The organism is Erythrobacter sp. (assembly GCF_040217515.1).
In the GTDB taxonomy this organism is placed as follows: domain Bacteria; phylum Pseudomonadota; class Alphaproteobacteria; order Sphingomonadales; family Sphingomonadaceae; genus Erythrobacter.
Genome location: NZ_JAVJPT010000010.1, coordinates 24,159 through 38,076, shown reverse-complemented (window position 1 = coordinate 38,076; position 13,918 = coordinate 24,159). Strand labels below are relative to the sequence as shown.

Sequence of the window (13,918 nt, the reverse complement as noted above, 5' to 3'; positions counted from 1 at the left end):
CAAGGGGGTTGGACGACCGTCCGCGCGCTCACGCGGCCGGCCGCCCACCCCCTGCCACGGAGGCTTACTTGTACTCGACGGCGACGGTGAACGTGCCGTTGTAACGGCCCGCAGCCTGGCGCGCGGCGACCGCGAGCGTGCCACCGACGGTGAATTCGTCTTCACCCTTCAGCAGCTGGCCGGACGGCTTCGAGCCGACGACATTGCTGATCACCATGGTCTCGCCCTTGCCGTTGGTGATGCGGATCTCCTTGGGCAGCGAAATCGTGTAGGTCGCATCTTCCTCGCCGCGGACTTCGAAACCGGCCGCGGTGTGATCGGCCGAAAGGCAGGTCAGCGCCGGGCCACAGTCACGGCTGCCGTCGGGGGCGACCGAAACCTTGTCGGCCTGGTCGATGGACGGCGCGATGGTGCCGAAGTAGAGGTCCTGCGTGTTCTGCACCTCGAGCGGGGCGACGAGCAGCGCACCGGCCTTCGAATCGGCTTCCTGCGCGAGAGCCGGCGCACCGGCGGTAAGGGCGATGAGGGCGACGGCCCCGGTAAGAATGGTCTTCATAATGTGTCTCCTGTGACATTGGTATGTGCCTGGCGGCGGTAATGCCGTGGCTGGGGGTCCAAGTGACGGAGGAGAGCGCCCGAGTCTCGCGAGCGGAAGGATGCCGGGGCGTGCCGAAGCATGGCTGGCACAGCGCCTTGGAAGGATGGCGCACCCCGAGGGGATAGGCCAAAATCGCTATCCGGGTTATTAACTATCCGAAAGTATAGGTCGCATGGCCGAAAGGCGAGATTGCGGGGCGGGCCCGCACCTGCGAATTCACCACGACGAGCCAATCCCCACGCGAGAATGACCATCAAGCTGCTCTCTTCCCCGCCCGCGATTCCCGAAGAGGACGAACGCCTCGCGGCCCTGCGCATGCTGCGCATTCTCGACACGCCGCCCGATCCCGCGCTCGACGTGGTAACGCGCCTTGCCGCCGATCGCTTCGGCACCTCGATCGCGCTTATCAGCCTCGTCGACGCGGATCGCCAGTGGTTCAAGTCACGCTGCGGCCTCGATGCCCAGGAGACACCCCGGGAAGCGAGCTTTTGCGCCCACACGATCGCGGGAAAGGACGTGATGGTGGTCGCGGACACGGCAAGCGATCCCCGCTTCGCCGAAAACCCGCTCGTCACCGGCGACCCGAATATCGGCTTTTACGCAGGCGCACCCCTGCGCACATCCGACGGACACGCGATCGGGACGTTGTGCGTCATCGACGAGCGCCCGCGCGAGGATTTCTCCGCACGCGACCGCGAAACGCTCGAGATGATGGCAGCGCAGGCGATGACGGTCATCGAATCCTCCCGGATCCGGCAGGACCAGCGCATCTCCCAGCTGATCGCCCAGACGACGACCGACGCCTTCGTCTGCGCCGACCCGGACAGCCGCATCATCCTGTGGAACAAGGCAGCCGAGACCATGTTCGGATGGCGCGAGAACGAGGCGCTCGGGCGCAGGCTCGACCTCATAATCCCGGCACGCCACCGCAGCGGCCACAATGCGGGCATGGACCGCCTGATGTCAGGCGGGCGCTCGAAACTCGTCGGCAAGACGGTCGAAGTGCCTGCCATGTGCAAGGCGGGCCACGAAATCCCCGTCGAACTCTCGCTCGCCATGTGGCCTGCCGAGGGGACCGGCGAACCCGAGGGCTTCGCCGCGATCATCCGCGACATTTCCACGCGCAAGGCGGACGAGGAACGCCGCGCGGAAACCGAGGCGCTGCTGGCGCAGAAGGTGGCCGCCATCGAGGCCTCCGACGACGGTTTTGCCGTTGCCGATGCGCAGGGCATGTTCAACTTCATGAACCGCGCCCATGCCGCCCTGTTCGGCTATGAGGAGCCGGCAGACCTGATCGGCAAGCACTGGAGCGTCCTCTACGATGCGGTCGAAGGGCGCCGGATCGAGGAGAAGGTCATGCCCATCCTCGCAGAGGCCGGGGTCTGGCGGGGGGAGACGATCGGGCGGCGCGCCGACGGCACGCCGGTGGAACAGGAAATCGTGCTAACCCTCTCGCACGATGGCGGCATCGTCTGCGTGACTCGCGGTATCGGCGAAAGGCTGGCGATGGAGCGCGAGAAGGTGCGTCTGCGCGAACAGCTCATGCTTGCCCAGAGGCAGGAATCGGTGGGCCAACTTGCCAGCGGGATCGCGCATGATTTCAACAACCTGATCGCCGCGATCACCGGGACTGCGGGCCTGCTCGAAAGCAGCGGCGATGACGGTGTCGCGTTCCATGCAAAGCGCATCCAGTCCGCTGCCGGCACGGCGGCGGGGCTGGTCGAGAAGATGCTCTCGCTCGGTCGGCGCGAATCGGTGCTCAAACAGGTCGATCTGCGCGCCATCCTGTCCAGCGTGCGCGATCTCGTCGCTCCGAGCCTTTCCGAGCCCGGCCACCGCATCGAATTCGATCCCCCGCACGAGGCTGTGTTGGTCCATGCCGATGCGACGGAAGTCATGCAGGTCGCCCTCAATCTCGCACTTAATGCCCGCGATGCACTGACCATGGGTAAAGACAGCGTCATCACCCTGTCGGTGGGCCTAGCGGGCGACGCGCAGCCGGGCGGCCGGGTCGTCGTCGGCGACGTGCCGCCCTCGGCCGCATTCATCCGGGTGCGCGATACGGGCTGCGGCATCGCCTCCGACGATCTCGCGCAGGTCTTCGAACCCTTCTACACGCGCAAGGGCGAGGCCGGGACGGGGCTCGGACTTGCGGTGGTCGCGGGGATCGTCGGCAGTGCGGGCGGTGCGATCGCGGTGCGCAGCAAGCCGGGCGAAGGCACCCAATTCGAAGTCTGGTGGCCCACCGAGCCGCCCGTCGCGGAGCCCGAGGTGCCTGCCGTATTGAGCCCGCTCGACGCGCAGTTGATGGCGGGCAAGGCGGTGCTGGTGGTCGATGACAATCCGGCGGTCGTCGATACGCTCGTCGCCATGCTCGAACGCGCCGGGGCGGAACCCGGACCTTGTCTCGATCCGGCCGATGCCATCGCCGCGATCGAGGACGATCCGCAATCCTTCGACCTCGTCGTCACCGATTACGACATGCCGTCGATGAATGGGGCCGAGCTTGCCCGAGAGCTGCGCAAGCTGCGACCAGACATTCCCCTGCTGCTGCTCACGGCCATGCCCCTTGCCTATGGCCGGCGGGCCGGCGAAGCGGAACCCTTCGACGCGGTGCTCGGGAAACCGGCGACGATGGATTCGCTCATCGCCTCGGCACGGCTCGCGATCGCGACCGCAAGCAGGCGGAGGACATCATGACCCGCGTACTCATCGCCGACGACCACGAATTGCTGCGCGACGTGCTGCGCTCCTATCTCGAAGCCGAAGGCGGTTTCGAGGTGGCGACCGTCGCCGACCTGCCCGCCGCGCTCTCCCTTATCGACGAGGGGCAATCCTTCGATCTCGTCCTGCTCGACTATGCCATGCCGGGCATGAACGGCTATGAGGGGCTGGAGGCAGCGATCGCGAAAGCGAAAGGAATGGCAGTCGCATTGATGAGCGGCATGGCCCCAGCAGGGGTATCGGAAAGGGTGCTCGCCTGCGGCGCGGCGGGCTATCTTCCCAAGACGCTTCCGGCGCGCTCGGTGGTGAACGCGATCCGGTTCATGGCGGCGGGCGAGACCTACATGCCGCTTGACATGATGCGCCGGCAATCCAGCACGGAGCAATGCGACGTCGGCCTGTCGCAGCGCGAACGCCAGGTCCTCAGCGGGCTTTGCGCGGGGCTGGCGAACAAGGAGATCGCGCGCGATCTCGGCCTGCGCGAACCCACGATCAAGCTCCACGTGAAGGTGATCTGCCGCAAGCTCGGCGCACGCAACCGGACCCATGCCGCGATGCTCGCGCGGGAGCGGGCGCTGTGCTGAGCCGCGCTGCGGGCTAGACGCTCACACCCAGCAGGCTGCCGATCGCCCCGGTCACGGCCATCGCGATCACGCCCCACACCACGACCCGCCCGATGGCCGGAAGCACCGGCGCGCCCCCGGCCCGCGCGCCGAGCGCGCCGAGCAGCGCAAGAGCGAGCACCGAGACACCGAGCACCACGGGCAGGATCGCGTCCCCCGGCGCGAGCCAGGCCGCCGCGAGCGGCAGGGCGGCGGCGGCGCTGAAGGTCGTGCCCGAGGCGAAGGCGGCCTGCAACGGGCGCGCGGAGAGCGCATCGGTAAGCCCGAGTTCGTCCCTCAGATGCGCATCAAGCGCATCGCGTTCGCTCAGCTCGCTCGCAACGCGTTCGGCGGTTTCGCGCGAAAGCCCGCGCTCCTCGTAGATCGCGGCCAGTTCGGCCAGTTCCTCGTCCGGCATTCGCCTGAGTGCCATTCGTTCGCGCGCAATGTCGGCCTTTTCCAGATCGGCCTGCGAAGAGACCGAGATATACTCGCCCGCCGCCATCGACAGCGCGCCCGCCACCAGCCCGGCGACGCCCGCAACCAGCACCGGCTCACGCGCGGGACCGGCGGCCGCGACACCGACGATCAGAGAGGCAACCGATACGATCCCGTCATTCGCGCCGAGCACCGCCGCGCGCAGCCAGCCGCTGCGATTGACGAAATGCGGGTCGTCGGGATGGGCGCTGCCTTCGGTCATGGTCGTGTCTCCGGCACACCCGGTAGCACGCGGCGCGCCATCACAGCAGCCATTCGATCGGCAGCAGGCCGACGGCGCGCATCCCGATGCGCACGCACAGGCCACTGTCGGGGTCATGGCGGTGGATCTCGCCGGTCTCGAGATCTTCCCACCGCATCCGTCCGCTGGAATCGAGCGAGACGCGATAGGCGATGCGGGTATATTCCTCCGCCAGCACCCGCTCGATCTCGCGCGCGGTCCCTTCGCTTTCGATCACGAGCCCCATCTCGGTGTTGAGCCAGACCGAGCGCGGATCGAAATTGAACGAGCCGATGAAGACGCGCTCCCCGTCGGCGGCGAAGGTCTTGGCGTGCAGGCTCGACCCGCCCGAACCCAGCGCCCCCGCGTCCGCGCGCCGCGCGGGGGGCGATGCGCGTGCCTTCATTTCGAAGAGTTCGACCCCGCCTTCGAGCAGGCGGCGGCGATACTTGCGATAACCTGCATGGACGAGCGGGACATCGTAGGCTGGCAGCGAATTGGTCAGCACCCGCACCCGCACGCCGCGCGCGGCGAGGCGCACGAATTCGTTCGTCCCCCGCTTGCCCGGCACGAAATAGGGCGAAACGAGGTCGAGGCTTCTCTCCACCTCGCCCAGCATCTCGGCCAGTTCATCGACCATCAGGTGACCCATGAGCACGCTGCCGAGCGTCTTGTCGGGCGCATCGCTTATCAGCCCGGTGGGCGCGGGTTCGAGAGCGAGAGCCCCGTGTCCGATCCGGCGCAATTCGGGATCGCTTTCGAATGTGCCTGCATAGCTGCGATATTCCTCGGTATCGCAGGCCGCTTGCAGGGCCCGCCCCAGCGCGCCTTCATGCGAGCGGTCGCTGCCGATCACCCGCTCCAGCCGATAGGCCGAGCGCGATGCCCAGTAGCGCGCGAAATCGGCCGCCACCGCCCTCGCCGCTTCGCCGGCGGCGATGACATCGAGATCGACGAAGCTCGGCTCGTTGCCGGTGTCGAAATATTCGTCCCCCACATTGCGCCCGCCGGTGATGGTGAGCGTGCGGTCGGCCGTCATCGCCTTGTTGTGCATGCGGCGATTCAGGCGGAGAAAATCGAACAGGTAATTGGCAAGCCGCGGCCAGCGCAGGCCGAACGGATTGTAGAGCCGCACGGCGATATTGGGATGCGCGTTCAACTCGGCGAGAATGCCATCGAGCCCGGAGATCCCGTTGTCGTCGAGCAGCAGTCGCACCGAAACTCCGCGCTCCGCCGCCGCGCGCAACCGCTCGAGCGTAAGCACGCCGGTGAGATCGCGGTGCCAGATGTAGCACTGCACATCGATGGAGCGCTCGGCCTTATCGATCAGCATCAGCCGCGCGGCGAAGGCCTTTTTGCCTTCGCGCAGGGGCTGCACGGCAGAGCCGTGTTCGTCATCGAGAGCGCCGACGAGGGATGCGAGCGCGCCTCCTTCAGGCCCCTTTGCCGCCAGGCGAGGCTCCTCGGCAGGCCGCGCCGGGAGCCGGTAGCGCCACCGCAGCACCAGCAGAGCGGTGACGACTACGCTCGCCGCGATGACCAGCTTGCCCAGCACCCTGCCCTGTTCTCCCTTCTGCGCGGCACGAGGCCGCATGCAGTTCGCTCCTAACGGCTTCGGGTCGTTCCCTCCAGCACGCCGAGCCCACGTCGCGGGAGCACGGCAATGTGCGCGACTGCGAGCGATGTGCTAGCCCGGGCTGCACAAGGAGAGCGAATGGCTGGCAAGCGATCGGGCCAGGGCCGGGATCAGGTCCGGGTGGTGAGTTACAATATCCGCAAGGGGCTGGGCCTCGACCGTCGCCGCGATCCCCTGCGCATCCTGCGCGTGCTGGGCGAGGTCGATGCCGACGTGGTCGCGCTGCAGGAGGCCGACCGCCGCTTCGGCCTGCGCGAAAGCGTGCTGCCGCAAATCCTGATGGACAACCATTCCGATTACGAGGCGGTCCCGCTCGACGTGCAGACGGACTCGATGGGCTGGCACGGCAATGCAATCCTCGTGCGGCGCGGGATCGCGGTAGAGGCCCACGACATCATCCATATCCCGTGCCTTGAGCCGCGCGGCGTGGTGACGGCGCGGCTATCGGTGCGAGGGCAGAGCCTCGCGGTGTTCGGCATGCATCTCGACCTGTCGGGCCTGTGGCGCAGGAGGCAGGCGCGGGTCATCGCCGATCTCGCCGCCGCCGCGAGCGAGACGAACGCGACCGTGCTGATGGGCGATCTCAACGAATGGCGCGCGCGCGCGGGGACTTTCCGCGAATTCAAGCGCCATTTCTCGGTGCTAGATTGCGGGCCCAGCTTCCACGCCGCGCGGCCCCTCGGGCGACTCGACCGGATCATGCATTGCGACCGGCTCAAGGCGCTGGATTGCGGCGTGCACCGCAGCGCACTCGCCGCGCGGGCTTCCGACCACCTGCCGGTCTGGGCCGATTTCGCGCTGTAGAATTCGCAGCCTAGACTCCCGCAAGCCCTCGCTCGAGATCGGCGATGATGTCATCGACATGCTCGATCCCGACCGAGATCCGCACCACGTCCGGCCCCGCTCCGGCCGCGACCAGTTCCGCTTCGCCCAGCTGGCTGTGCGTGGTCGAGGCCGGGTGGATGATGAGCGAGCGCGTGTCGCCGATATTGGCGAGGTGGCTGAACATCTCGACATTCGAGACGAGCTTGACCCCCGCCTCGTAGCCGCCCTTCACCCCGAAGGTGAAGACCGCCCCGCCCTTCCCGCCAAGATAGCGGTCGGCAAGCGGCTTGTACGGATTGTCGTCGAGCCCGGCATAGGACACCCACTCGATCTTGTCGTGGCCCTGAAGCCACCTCGCCACCGCCAGAGCATTGTCGCAGTGCCGCTCCATGCGCAGCGCGAGCGTTTCCATGCCCGTGAGCGCGAGCCATGCGTTCTGCGGCGCCATGGCCGGACCGAGGTCGCGCAGGCCGAGCACGCGGCAGGCCGTGATGAAGGCGATCGGGCCGATCGGCTCCAATGCATCCACCAGCACCGCGCCGTGATAGGAGCCGTTGGGCTGGGTCAGGCTCGGAAACTTCACGCCTTGCGCTTTCCAGTCGAACTTTCCGGAATCTACGATAACGCCGCCCACCGCATTGCCGTGGCCGTTGAGGAACTTGGTGGTCGAATGGGTGACGATGTCGGCGCCATGCTCGAACGGTCGGCACAGGATCGGGGTTGCCATCGTATTGTCGACGATCAGCGGCACGCCGCCTTCATGCGCGATGTCCGCAATCGCCCGGATGTCGGTCACGACCCCGCCCGGGTTGGCGAGGCTTTCCACGAAAACGCAGCGGGTGTTCTCGTCCATCGCCGCGCGCACGTTTTCTGGATCGTCGGCATCGACGAAGCGGGTTTCCCAGCCGAACTTGCGGAAGGCCTCGCCCATCTGGTTGAGCGAGCCGCCATAGAGCTTTTTCGCCGCGACGATGTTACAGCCCGGCTCCATCAGCGTGTGAAAGGCGACCAGCTGGGCGGCGTGGCCGCTGGCAAGGCCGAGTGCCCCCACGCCGCCTTCCATCTCGGCGATCTTCTTTTCGAGCGCATCGTTGGTCGGGTTCATGATGCGCGAATAGATGTTGCCGAACTGCCTGAGCGCGAAGAGGTCCGCAGCGTGTTCGGCATCGTCGAAGACATAGCTCGCGGTCTGGTAGATCGGGGTGATCCGGGCATTGGTCGCAGGATCGGGCGCGCAGCCGCCGTGCACGGCGAGCGATTCGAGCTTCATGTCGGTCATGATAGGGTCCTCTGGTCGAGCGAATTGGCGGGCGCGTTCAACCACACCGGACTGGCGCGCGCAAATGCCAAAACGACAGAAGGGGACCGGTCGTCCGGCCCCCTCCCGCAAGGCGACGCAGTTTGCCGCCTAGAAGCTCGCACCTATCGCAAGGCCGTAGCGCCGCGGATCGAGCGTGAAGATGTTGGTGAACAGGCCCGAACTCGCATCGGTCACGTAAAGTCCTGTGGTCGAGTTGCTGTCGAAGATGTTCTGGATGAAACCGCGCACGAACCAGCCACCGTCCGAATTGAGCTGGACCTGCGCGTTCGCCTGCACGAAGGGCGCGATGCGGTTGACGCGGCCATTGAAGACGTTGCCGAACTGCTCGCCCGTCAGCGACACGTCGAAACGCGGCACCAGGCTGTAGCCGTCACCGAAATCGGCAGTGTACTGCACACCCGCCGAAGCCTTGATGGTGGGCGCCTGGGGCAGCGTGTTGCCCCGCAAATTCACCTCGACACCGGGGCTGAGCACCTCGACCCCGCCGAAAGCCGCCGCAGCCGGCGAGGCGGCATAGCCCTGCAGCACCTCGCAGATGCTGAACGCGCCCGAAGAGGCGATGCCCCCGTCGGCCGGAAACTCGGTCGTGCCCTGCAGCGGGGCGGTGACGGGCGCGGAAAGGCCCGCGACATTGCCCGCATTGAGCTCGGAATTGACGAAGTTCACGAAACCGTCCGGCCCGCCCGGAGCCTGACCCGTCACCGCGCAAAGCGCGCCGTTGGTGATGTCCTTGACGATAACCGCGTTCTCGTCCCCGCCGCCCGGATCGCGCGGATTGGAGAAGAACTGGTCGCCCGCGACCTCGGCTTTCAGATAGCTGAAATTCATGTTGATCAGCCAATCGGGTGAAGGACGGATGATGCTCTCGAGCTCGAGCCCGTAGATATCGGCATCGATCGTGTCGTTGACCGATGTGCGCGCGATGATGCGGCTGAGCTGGAGATCGCTGTACTTATAATAGAACGCCGTCGCGTTGATTTGCAGCGCACCATTGGCGAAGGTGTTCTTGGTCCCGATCTCGAAGGCGTCGATCGTTTCCGGTCCGAAACTTTCGGGCACGTTGAAAATCGGCTGCAGCGGGGGGTTGATCCCGCCCGACTTGTAGCCGCGCGAATAAGACGCATAGAGCAGGTTGTCGGGCGTTATCTGGAAATCGAGCACCGCGCGGCCCGTGATTTCGTTGAAACTCACCGAACGCTGCTGCGACAGCTGGTTGCCGGGAATGCCCGGATCGGCATCGAATGTGCCGACAAAGGGCGATTCGAACGGGTCGCCGTCATTCGCATAAGGGTTGAGGAAGCTCGCCAGCGTTGAACGCGCGGTGATCGATTTGGAATCGTCGTTGTAGCGCAGGCCGCCGGTGAATTTCAGCCGGTCGGTGATGTCGAAATAGACCTCGCCGAAAATGCCCCAGCTTTCCAGATTGTAGTCCTGCGTATTGTTGCGGAAGAACGAGGTCGCAAGATAGGACGGCGGCAGCCCGGGACCCAGCGCATTGAACGAGCCCAGCAGACCGGAAATGTAATCAATCGCAAAGGCGTTCACGAAATAGCTGTTCTCTCTCGTGTTGAGATCGGCATAGATGCCGCCGAGCAGGAAATTGAACGGTCCGTCGAAATCGGAGGAGACGATCGCCTCGACCGACCAGGCGCGGTCCTCCTGGTTCGAGCGGTCGAATTGCTGGCCGGCCGGCGAACAGATCGAAAATCCCTCGAACGCGCCGCGATTGTCGAGCCGGGTGTCCGAGGTGCACAGCTCGCCGCCCGGTCCGTTCGGAATGATCGCATCCACGATCGGCTGGAAATAGGCCGCCGTCCCCGGGCCGACCACGGCCGGATTGGCGAAGGCCGAAAGCTGGGCGAGGGCAGGCGCATAGAAGGCCGGATCGTTGATGCCGAGATTGTAGTCTTGGCGCGAATCGACCGAGCTTTCCTGATAGGTCCCGGTCACGCTCAGGGCGATATCGCCGAAATTGTGTTCCAGATGCGCCTGCAACTGCAGTTCGTCGGCGAAATATTCGGGCGTGAACTGGGTGCGGACCTGGCGCACGTCATTCGGCTCGTCGAAATTCGCATAACCGTCCGGGCCATAGAGGCTGTTGAGCCCGAAGCCCGGGGGCAGGCCGTTCAATTGCAGGAATTCCTCCGAACCCAGAGTGCCGGTGAAGGTCGCATTGGCATTGAGCTGGTCGAAATCGCGGCGATTGTTGAGACAGCCCAGCACGCCCGTGGGATCGCGCTGGCACAGCTGTTTCTGGATGCGCAGGCGATCGTCGTCTTCTTCGAAATAATAGCCCATCAGGTCCAGCGTGGTGTCCGGCCCGGGCTCCCAGCGCAGCGAGGCGCGCACCGCGAACTGTTCGCGCCCGTCGATGTCATCGCCGTTGAACAGGTTCTCGGTAAAGCCGTCGCGCCTGAGGAAGAAGCCCGCCACGCGGGCGCCAAGCGTGTCGCCGATCGGCAGGTTCAGCATCGCCTGAGCGCGGATCGAATCGAAATTGCCGTATTCGAACTGCGCGCTGCCCGAAAAGGCGTTGAGGTCGGGCTTGGCGGTGACGATGTTGACCACGCCCGAGGTCGCGTTGCGCCCGAACAGGGTCCCCTGCGGCCCGCGCAGGACCTCGATGCGTTCAAGGTCGAAATATTCGGTCTCGAACAGGCGGGTGTTGAACAGCGGCGCGGAATTGAGCGCGATACCGGTTGCGCTGTCGCAGCTCACGCCGACGCACAGGTCGCCGATGCCTCGAATGGTGAAGGTCGATCCGGTGAAATTGCCCTTGGTGAAGGACACGTTGGGCAGGGTCAGCTGGAGATCGCTGGCATTCTCGATCTGCTGCGCCTGCAGCGCTTCGGCATCGAAAGCGGTCACCGCGAGCGGAACTTCCTGCAGGCTCTGCGCCTGGCGCTGGGCGGTGACGATGATGACACCCGCCTCGCGCGGCGGTTCGGGCAGGTCGTCCGGCAGATCGAGGTCCGATTCCTGCGAAAATGCGGGCGTCGCCATGGACGCAAGACAGATTCCGGCTAGCAGACAGGTTCTCACCTTCATTTTTCTCTCCCCCAAAAATGGCCGCTTTTGCGGCTCTGGCGACAGGATATACCTGAAATTGCCCCCTAAGGGTAAGAAAAATGTCATGCAGGACTTGCGCGCGCCCCGCCGCTGCGGCGGGTGCTGGGCCGCTCGCGTCGCGCGACCTTCTCACAATCGCCATTGCCGCGCTGGCCCGCGCGGCGTAATCCTTGGGCCGGGAGAGGAACTGGAATTGAACGATTTTCCGACACATGCCGGGGCCGTGACGCTCGATTGGCTGACACAGCGCCTGGGCGAGAGCGGCCTTTGCGACGGCAGGCTGAGCGCGTTTCACTGGGAGCCTATCGGAACCGGGCAGGTCGGCGACTCTGTGCGGTTCCACCTGCGATACGAGCCCGGGGCCGCCGGCCCCCCGACGCTGGCGGCGAAGTTCAGCGCCGCAGATGCGACCAGCCGTGGCACTGCGGCAATGATGGGGCTCTATGCCAAGGAAGTGTGCTTCTACCGCGAGGCTGCCCCGCTGCTCGACGCGCGCGTGCCGCATGTCCTGGCCGCCCATGTCAGCGCAGACGGGAGCGGGCAGGTCATCCTGTTCGAGGATCTCGGCCCGGCGCGCGCCGGCGACCAGATCGCAGGGTGCTCGATCGACGACGCGCGCGCCGCGATCAGGCAGGCCGCCGCCATCCATGCCGGGAGCTGGCGGCGCGCCGATCTCATCGAGGCCGACTGGGTCCGTCCCGACCCCGAATTGTCCGCGCGCATCGCCGCGATGTATCCGCAGGCGCAGGCTGTATTCCGCGAACGCTATGCGGACGGGCTCGAGCCCGAATACATGGCATTGTGCGAGGAGCTAGCCGCCACCCCCGCCTTTTTCGAGCGTGACAACGCCCGCCCGCAATGCCTCGTCCACGGCGATTTCCGGCTCGACAACATGTTGTTCGACGTGCGCGGCGGCGCGGAGCCCATCGCGATCCTGGACTGGCAGACCGTAACCACCGGCAAGGCGATGACCGATATCGGCTATTTCCTCGGCTGCGGCATCGGCAACGACCTGCGCCGCGCGCATGAGGACGAACTGCTCGACCTGTGGCTTTCGGAAATGGCGGCGCGCGGCGTTTCACTCAGCCGCGCCGAGATCGACCACGATTACCGCATCGGCGCGCTGCACGGGGTTTCGACTGCGGTCTTCAGCGCCGCCTTTGTCGAGCGCACAAGGCGCGGCGATGCCAACTTCCTCTCAATGGCGCGCGGTGCCTGCGGCCTCGCGCTGGAACGGGAGAGCCTTGCAGCATTGAAGGAGAACGCCTGATGGTGCTCACGCGCGGCGACGACTATCCGCTTCACCAGACCCCCGAACCGATCGCCTATTCGGGGACGGACCGCAATTTCTACGACCGGTATTTCTTCAATGGCTATGCGCCGGACGGCAGCGGCTTCTTTGCCGCCGCCTTCGGGGTCTATCCCCATCTCGACGTGGCCGATGCGCATTTCAGCTTCATCCGTGGCGGGGTGCAGCATTGCCTCCACGCCTCGTGCGAACTCGGCATGGAACGCATGGCGCTGAGGGTCGGCCCGATCGCGATAGAGGTGATCGAACCGCTCAAGCGCCTCAAGGTGACGATCGAGCAGACCGAGGGGCTGGCGGGCGAGTTCACCTTCACCGCGCGCGCCGCCCCGATCGAGGAACCGCGCTTCATCCACCGCACGGGTCCGCGCGCCTTCATGGATTACACCCGCATGACCCAGAACGGCCATTACGAGGGCTGGATCGAAGCCGACGGGGTGCGCGAGGACATGGCGAAGGGCACGCTCGGCACGCGCGATCGGTCGTGGGGCGTTCGGCCGGTCGGCGCGCGCGATACGCAGCCGATCCCGGGAGCGCCGATGCCCGCATTCTTCTGGCAGTGGACCCCTCTCAATCTGGCCGGCGGATCGTTGTTCTTCCACGTCAACGCGGACCCGCAGGGCCGCGCCTGGAACACCCGCGCGGCATGGGCCGCAGATGGCTGCGCGCAGGATCAGGTGGCCGAGGGCGACGCGGCGCTCACCGCCACGCTCGAGCCCGGCACACGCTGGCCCGCCCGCGCCGCACTCGATATCGACGTGCAGGGCGCGCCGGAGCGGCTCGAACTCGAACCGCTCGCGCGTTTCCAGATGAAGGGGATCGGCTACACCCACCCCGAGTGGGGCCACGGCCTGCACCACGGACCCGTTCGCACCGCGCGCGAGGACCTGCCCCTTGCCGAACTGGACCCGGCGGCGATGGACAATCTCCACGTCCAGATGCTCTGCCGGGTGGGCGGCGACATGCAGGGCATGGGCGTTTTCGAACAGCTCGCCATCGGCCCTTACGGCCCGCTCGGCCTTAGCGGGCTCGTCGACACCGCCTGAGCGCCCCGCCAGCCCCGCTGAAGCCCCGCGCGCCGGAACGGCAGCGGGGCCCTCTCCGTTGCATTTCCTGAAA

General features: G+C 66.1%; 10 protein-coding genes. 5 read left to right on the top strand and 5 right to left on the bottom strand.

What is annotated here, in order from left to right; translation table 11 throughout:
- Nucleotides 1-64 precede the first annotated feature (64 nt).
- Complete coding sequence (locus RIB52_RS12240) at nt 65-556, bottom strand: DUF4402 domain-containing protein (protein WP_350175922.1); 492 nt, start codon at nt 554-556, stop codon at nt 65-67.
- Between the two features lie 288 nt (nt 557-844).
- Between RIB52_RS12240 and RIB52_RS12235 the strand changes: the two genes are divergently transcribed.
- Nucleotides 845-3,298 (top strand): hybrid sensor histidine kinase/response regulator, encoded by a 2,454-nt coding sequence (locus RIB52_RS12235; protein WP_350175920.1) that lies wholly within the window; start codon nt 845-847, stop codon nt 3,296-3,298.
- Complete coding sequence (locus RIB52_RS12230) at nt 3,295-3,906, top strand: response regulator transcription factor (RefSeq protein WP_350175918.1); 612 nt, start codon at nt 3,295-3,297, stop codon at nt 3,904-3,906. The genes RIB52_RS12235 and RIB52_RS12230 overlap by 4 nt, the downstream gene beginning before the upstream one ends.
- Nucleotides 3,907-3,919: 13 nt before the next feature.
- Here the strand turns inward: RIB52_RS12230 and RIB52_RS12225 are convergent, their stop codons facing one another.
- A complete protein-coding gene (locus RIB52_RS12225; RefSeq protein ID WP_350175916.1) occupies nt 3,920-4,624 on the bottom strand; it encodes a VIT1/CCC1 transporter family protein in 705 nt (234 codons plus the stop codon).
- Between the two features lie 40 nt (nt 4,625-4,664).
- Nucleotides 4,665-6,236, bottom strand: coding sequence for a phospholipase D family protein (locus RIB52_RS12220; RefSeq protein ID WP_350175914.1), 1,572 nt, complete (start codon nt 6,234-6,236; stop codon nt 4,665-4,667).
- 120 nt (nt 6,237-6,356) lie between these two features.
- On the opposite strand from RIB52_RS12220, the gene RIB52_RS12215 reads away from it, so the two are divergent.
- Nucleotides 6,357-7,082 (top strand): endonuclease/exonuclease/phosphatase family protein, encoded by a 726-nt coding sequence (locus tag RIB52_RS12215; protein WP_350175912.1) that lies wholly within the window; start codon nt 6,357-6,359, stop codon nt 7,080-7,082.
- Nucleotides 7,083-7,092: 10 nt separating this feature from the next.
- Here the strand turns inward: RIB52_RS12215 and RIB52_RS12210 are convergent, their stop codons facing one another.
- Nucleotides 7,093-8,382 carry an O-acetylhomoserine aminocarboxypropyltransferase gene (locus RIB52_RS12210; RefSeq protein WP_350175910.1) on the bottom strand — a complete coding sequence of 430 codons (1,290 nt, stop codon included), beginning with the start codon at nt 8,380-8,382 and terminating at the stop codon, nt 7,093-7,095.
- A gap of 129 nt (nt 8,383-8,511) precedes the next feature.
- A complete protein-coding gene (locus RIB52_RS12205; RefSeq protein ID WP_350175908.1) occupies nt 8,512-11,427 on the bottom strand; it encodes a TonB-dependent receptor in 2,916 nt (971 codons plus the stop codon).
- A gap of 259 nt (nt 11,428-11,686) precedes the next feature.
- Here RIB52_RS12205 and RIB52_RS12200 point away from each other — a divergent pair, with 259 nt between their 5' ends.
- Both RIB52_RS12200 and RIB52_RS12195 read left to right on the top strand, forming a co-directional pair.
- Complete coding sequence (locus RIB52_RS12200) at nt 11,687-12,763, top strand: phosphotransferase (protein ID WP_350175906.1); 1,077 nt, start codon at nt 11,687-11,689, stop codon at nt 12,761-12,763.
- A complete protein-coding gene (locus RIB52_RS12195) occupies nt 12,763-13,845 on the top strand; it encodes an Rv3169 family protein (protein ID WP_350175904.1) in 1,083 nt (360 codons plus the stop codon). The genes RIB52_RS12200 and RIB52_RS12195 overlap by 1 nt, the downstream gene beginning before the upstream one ends.
- Nucleotides 13,846-13,918: the final 73 nt, after the last annotated feature.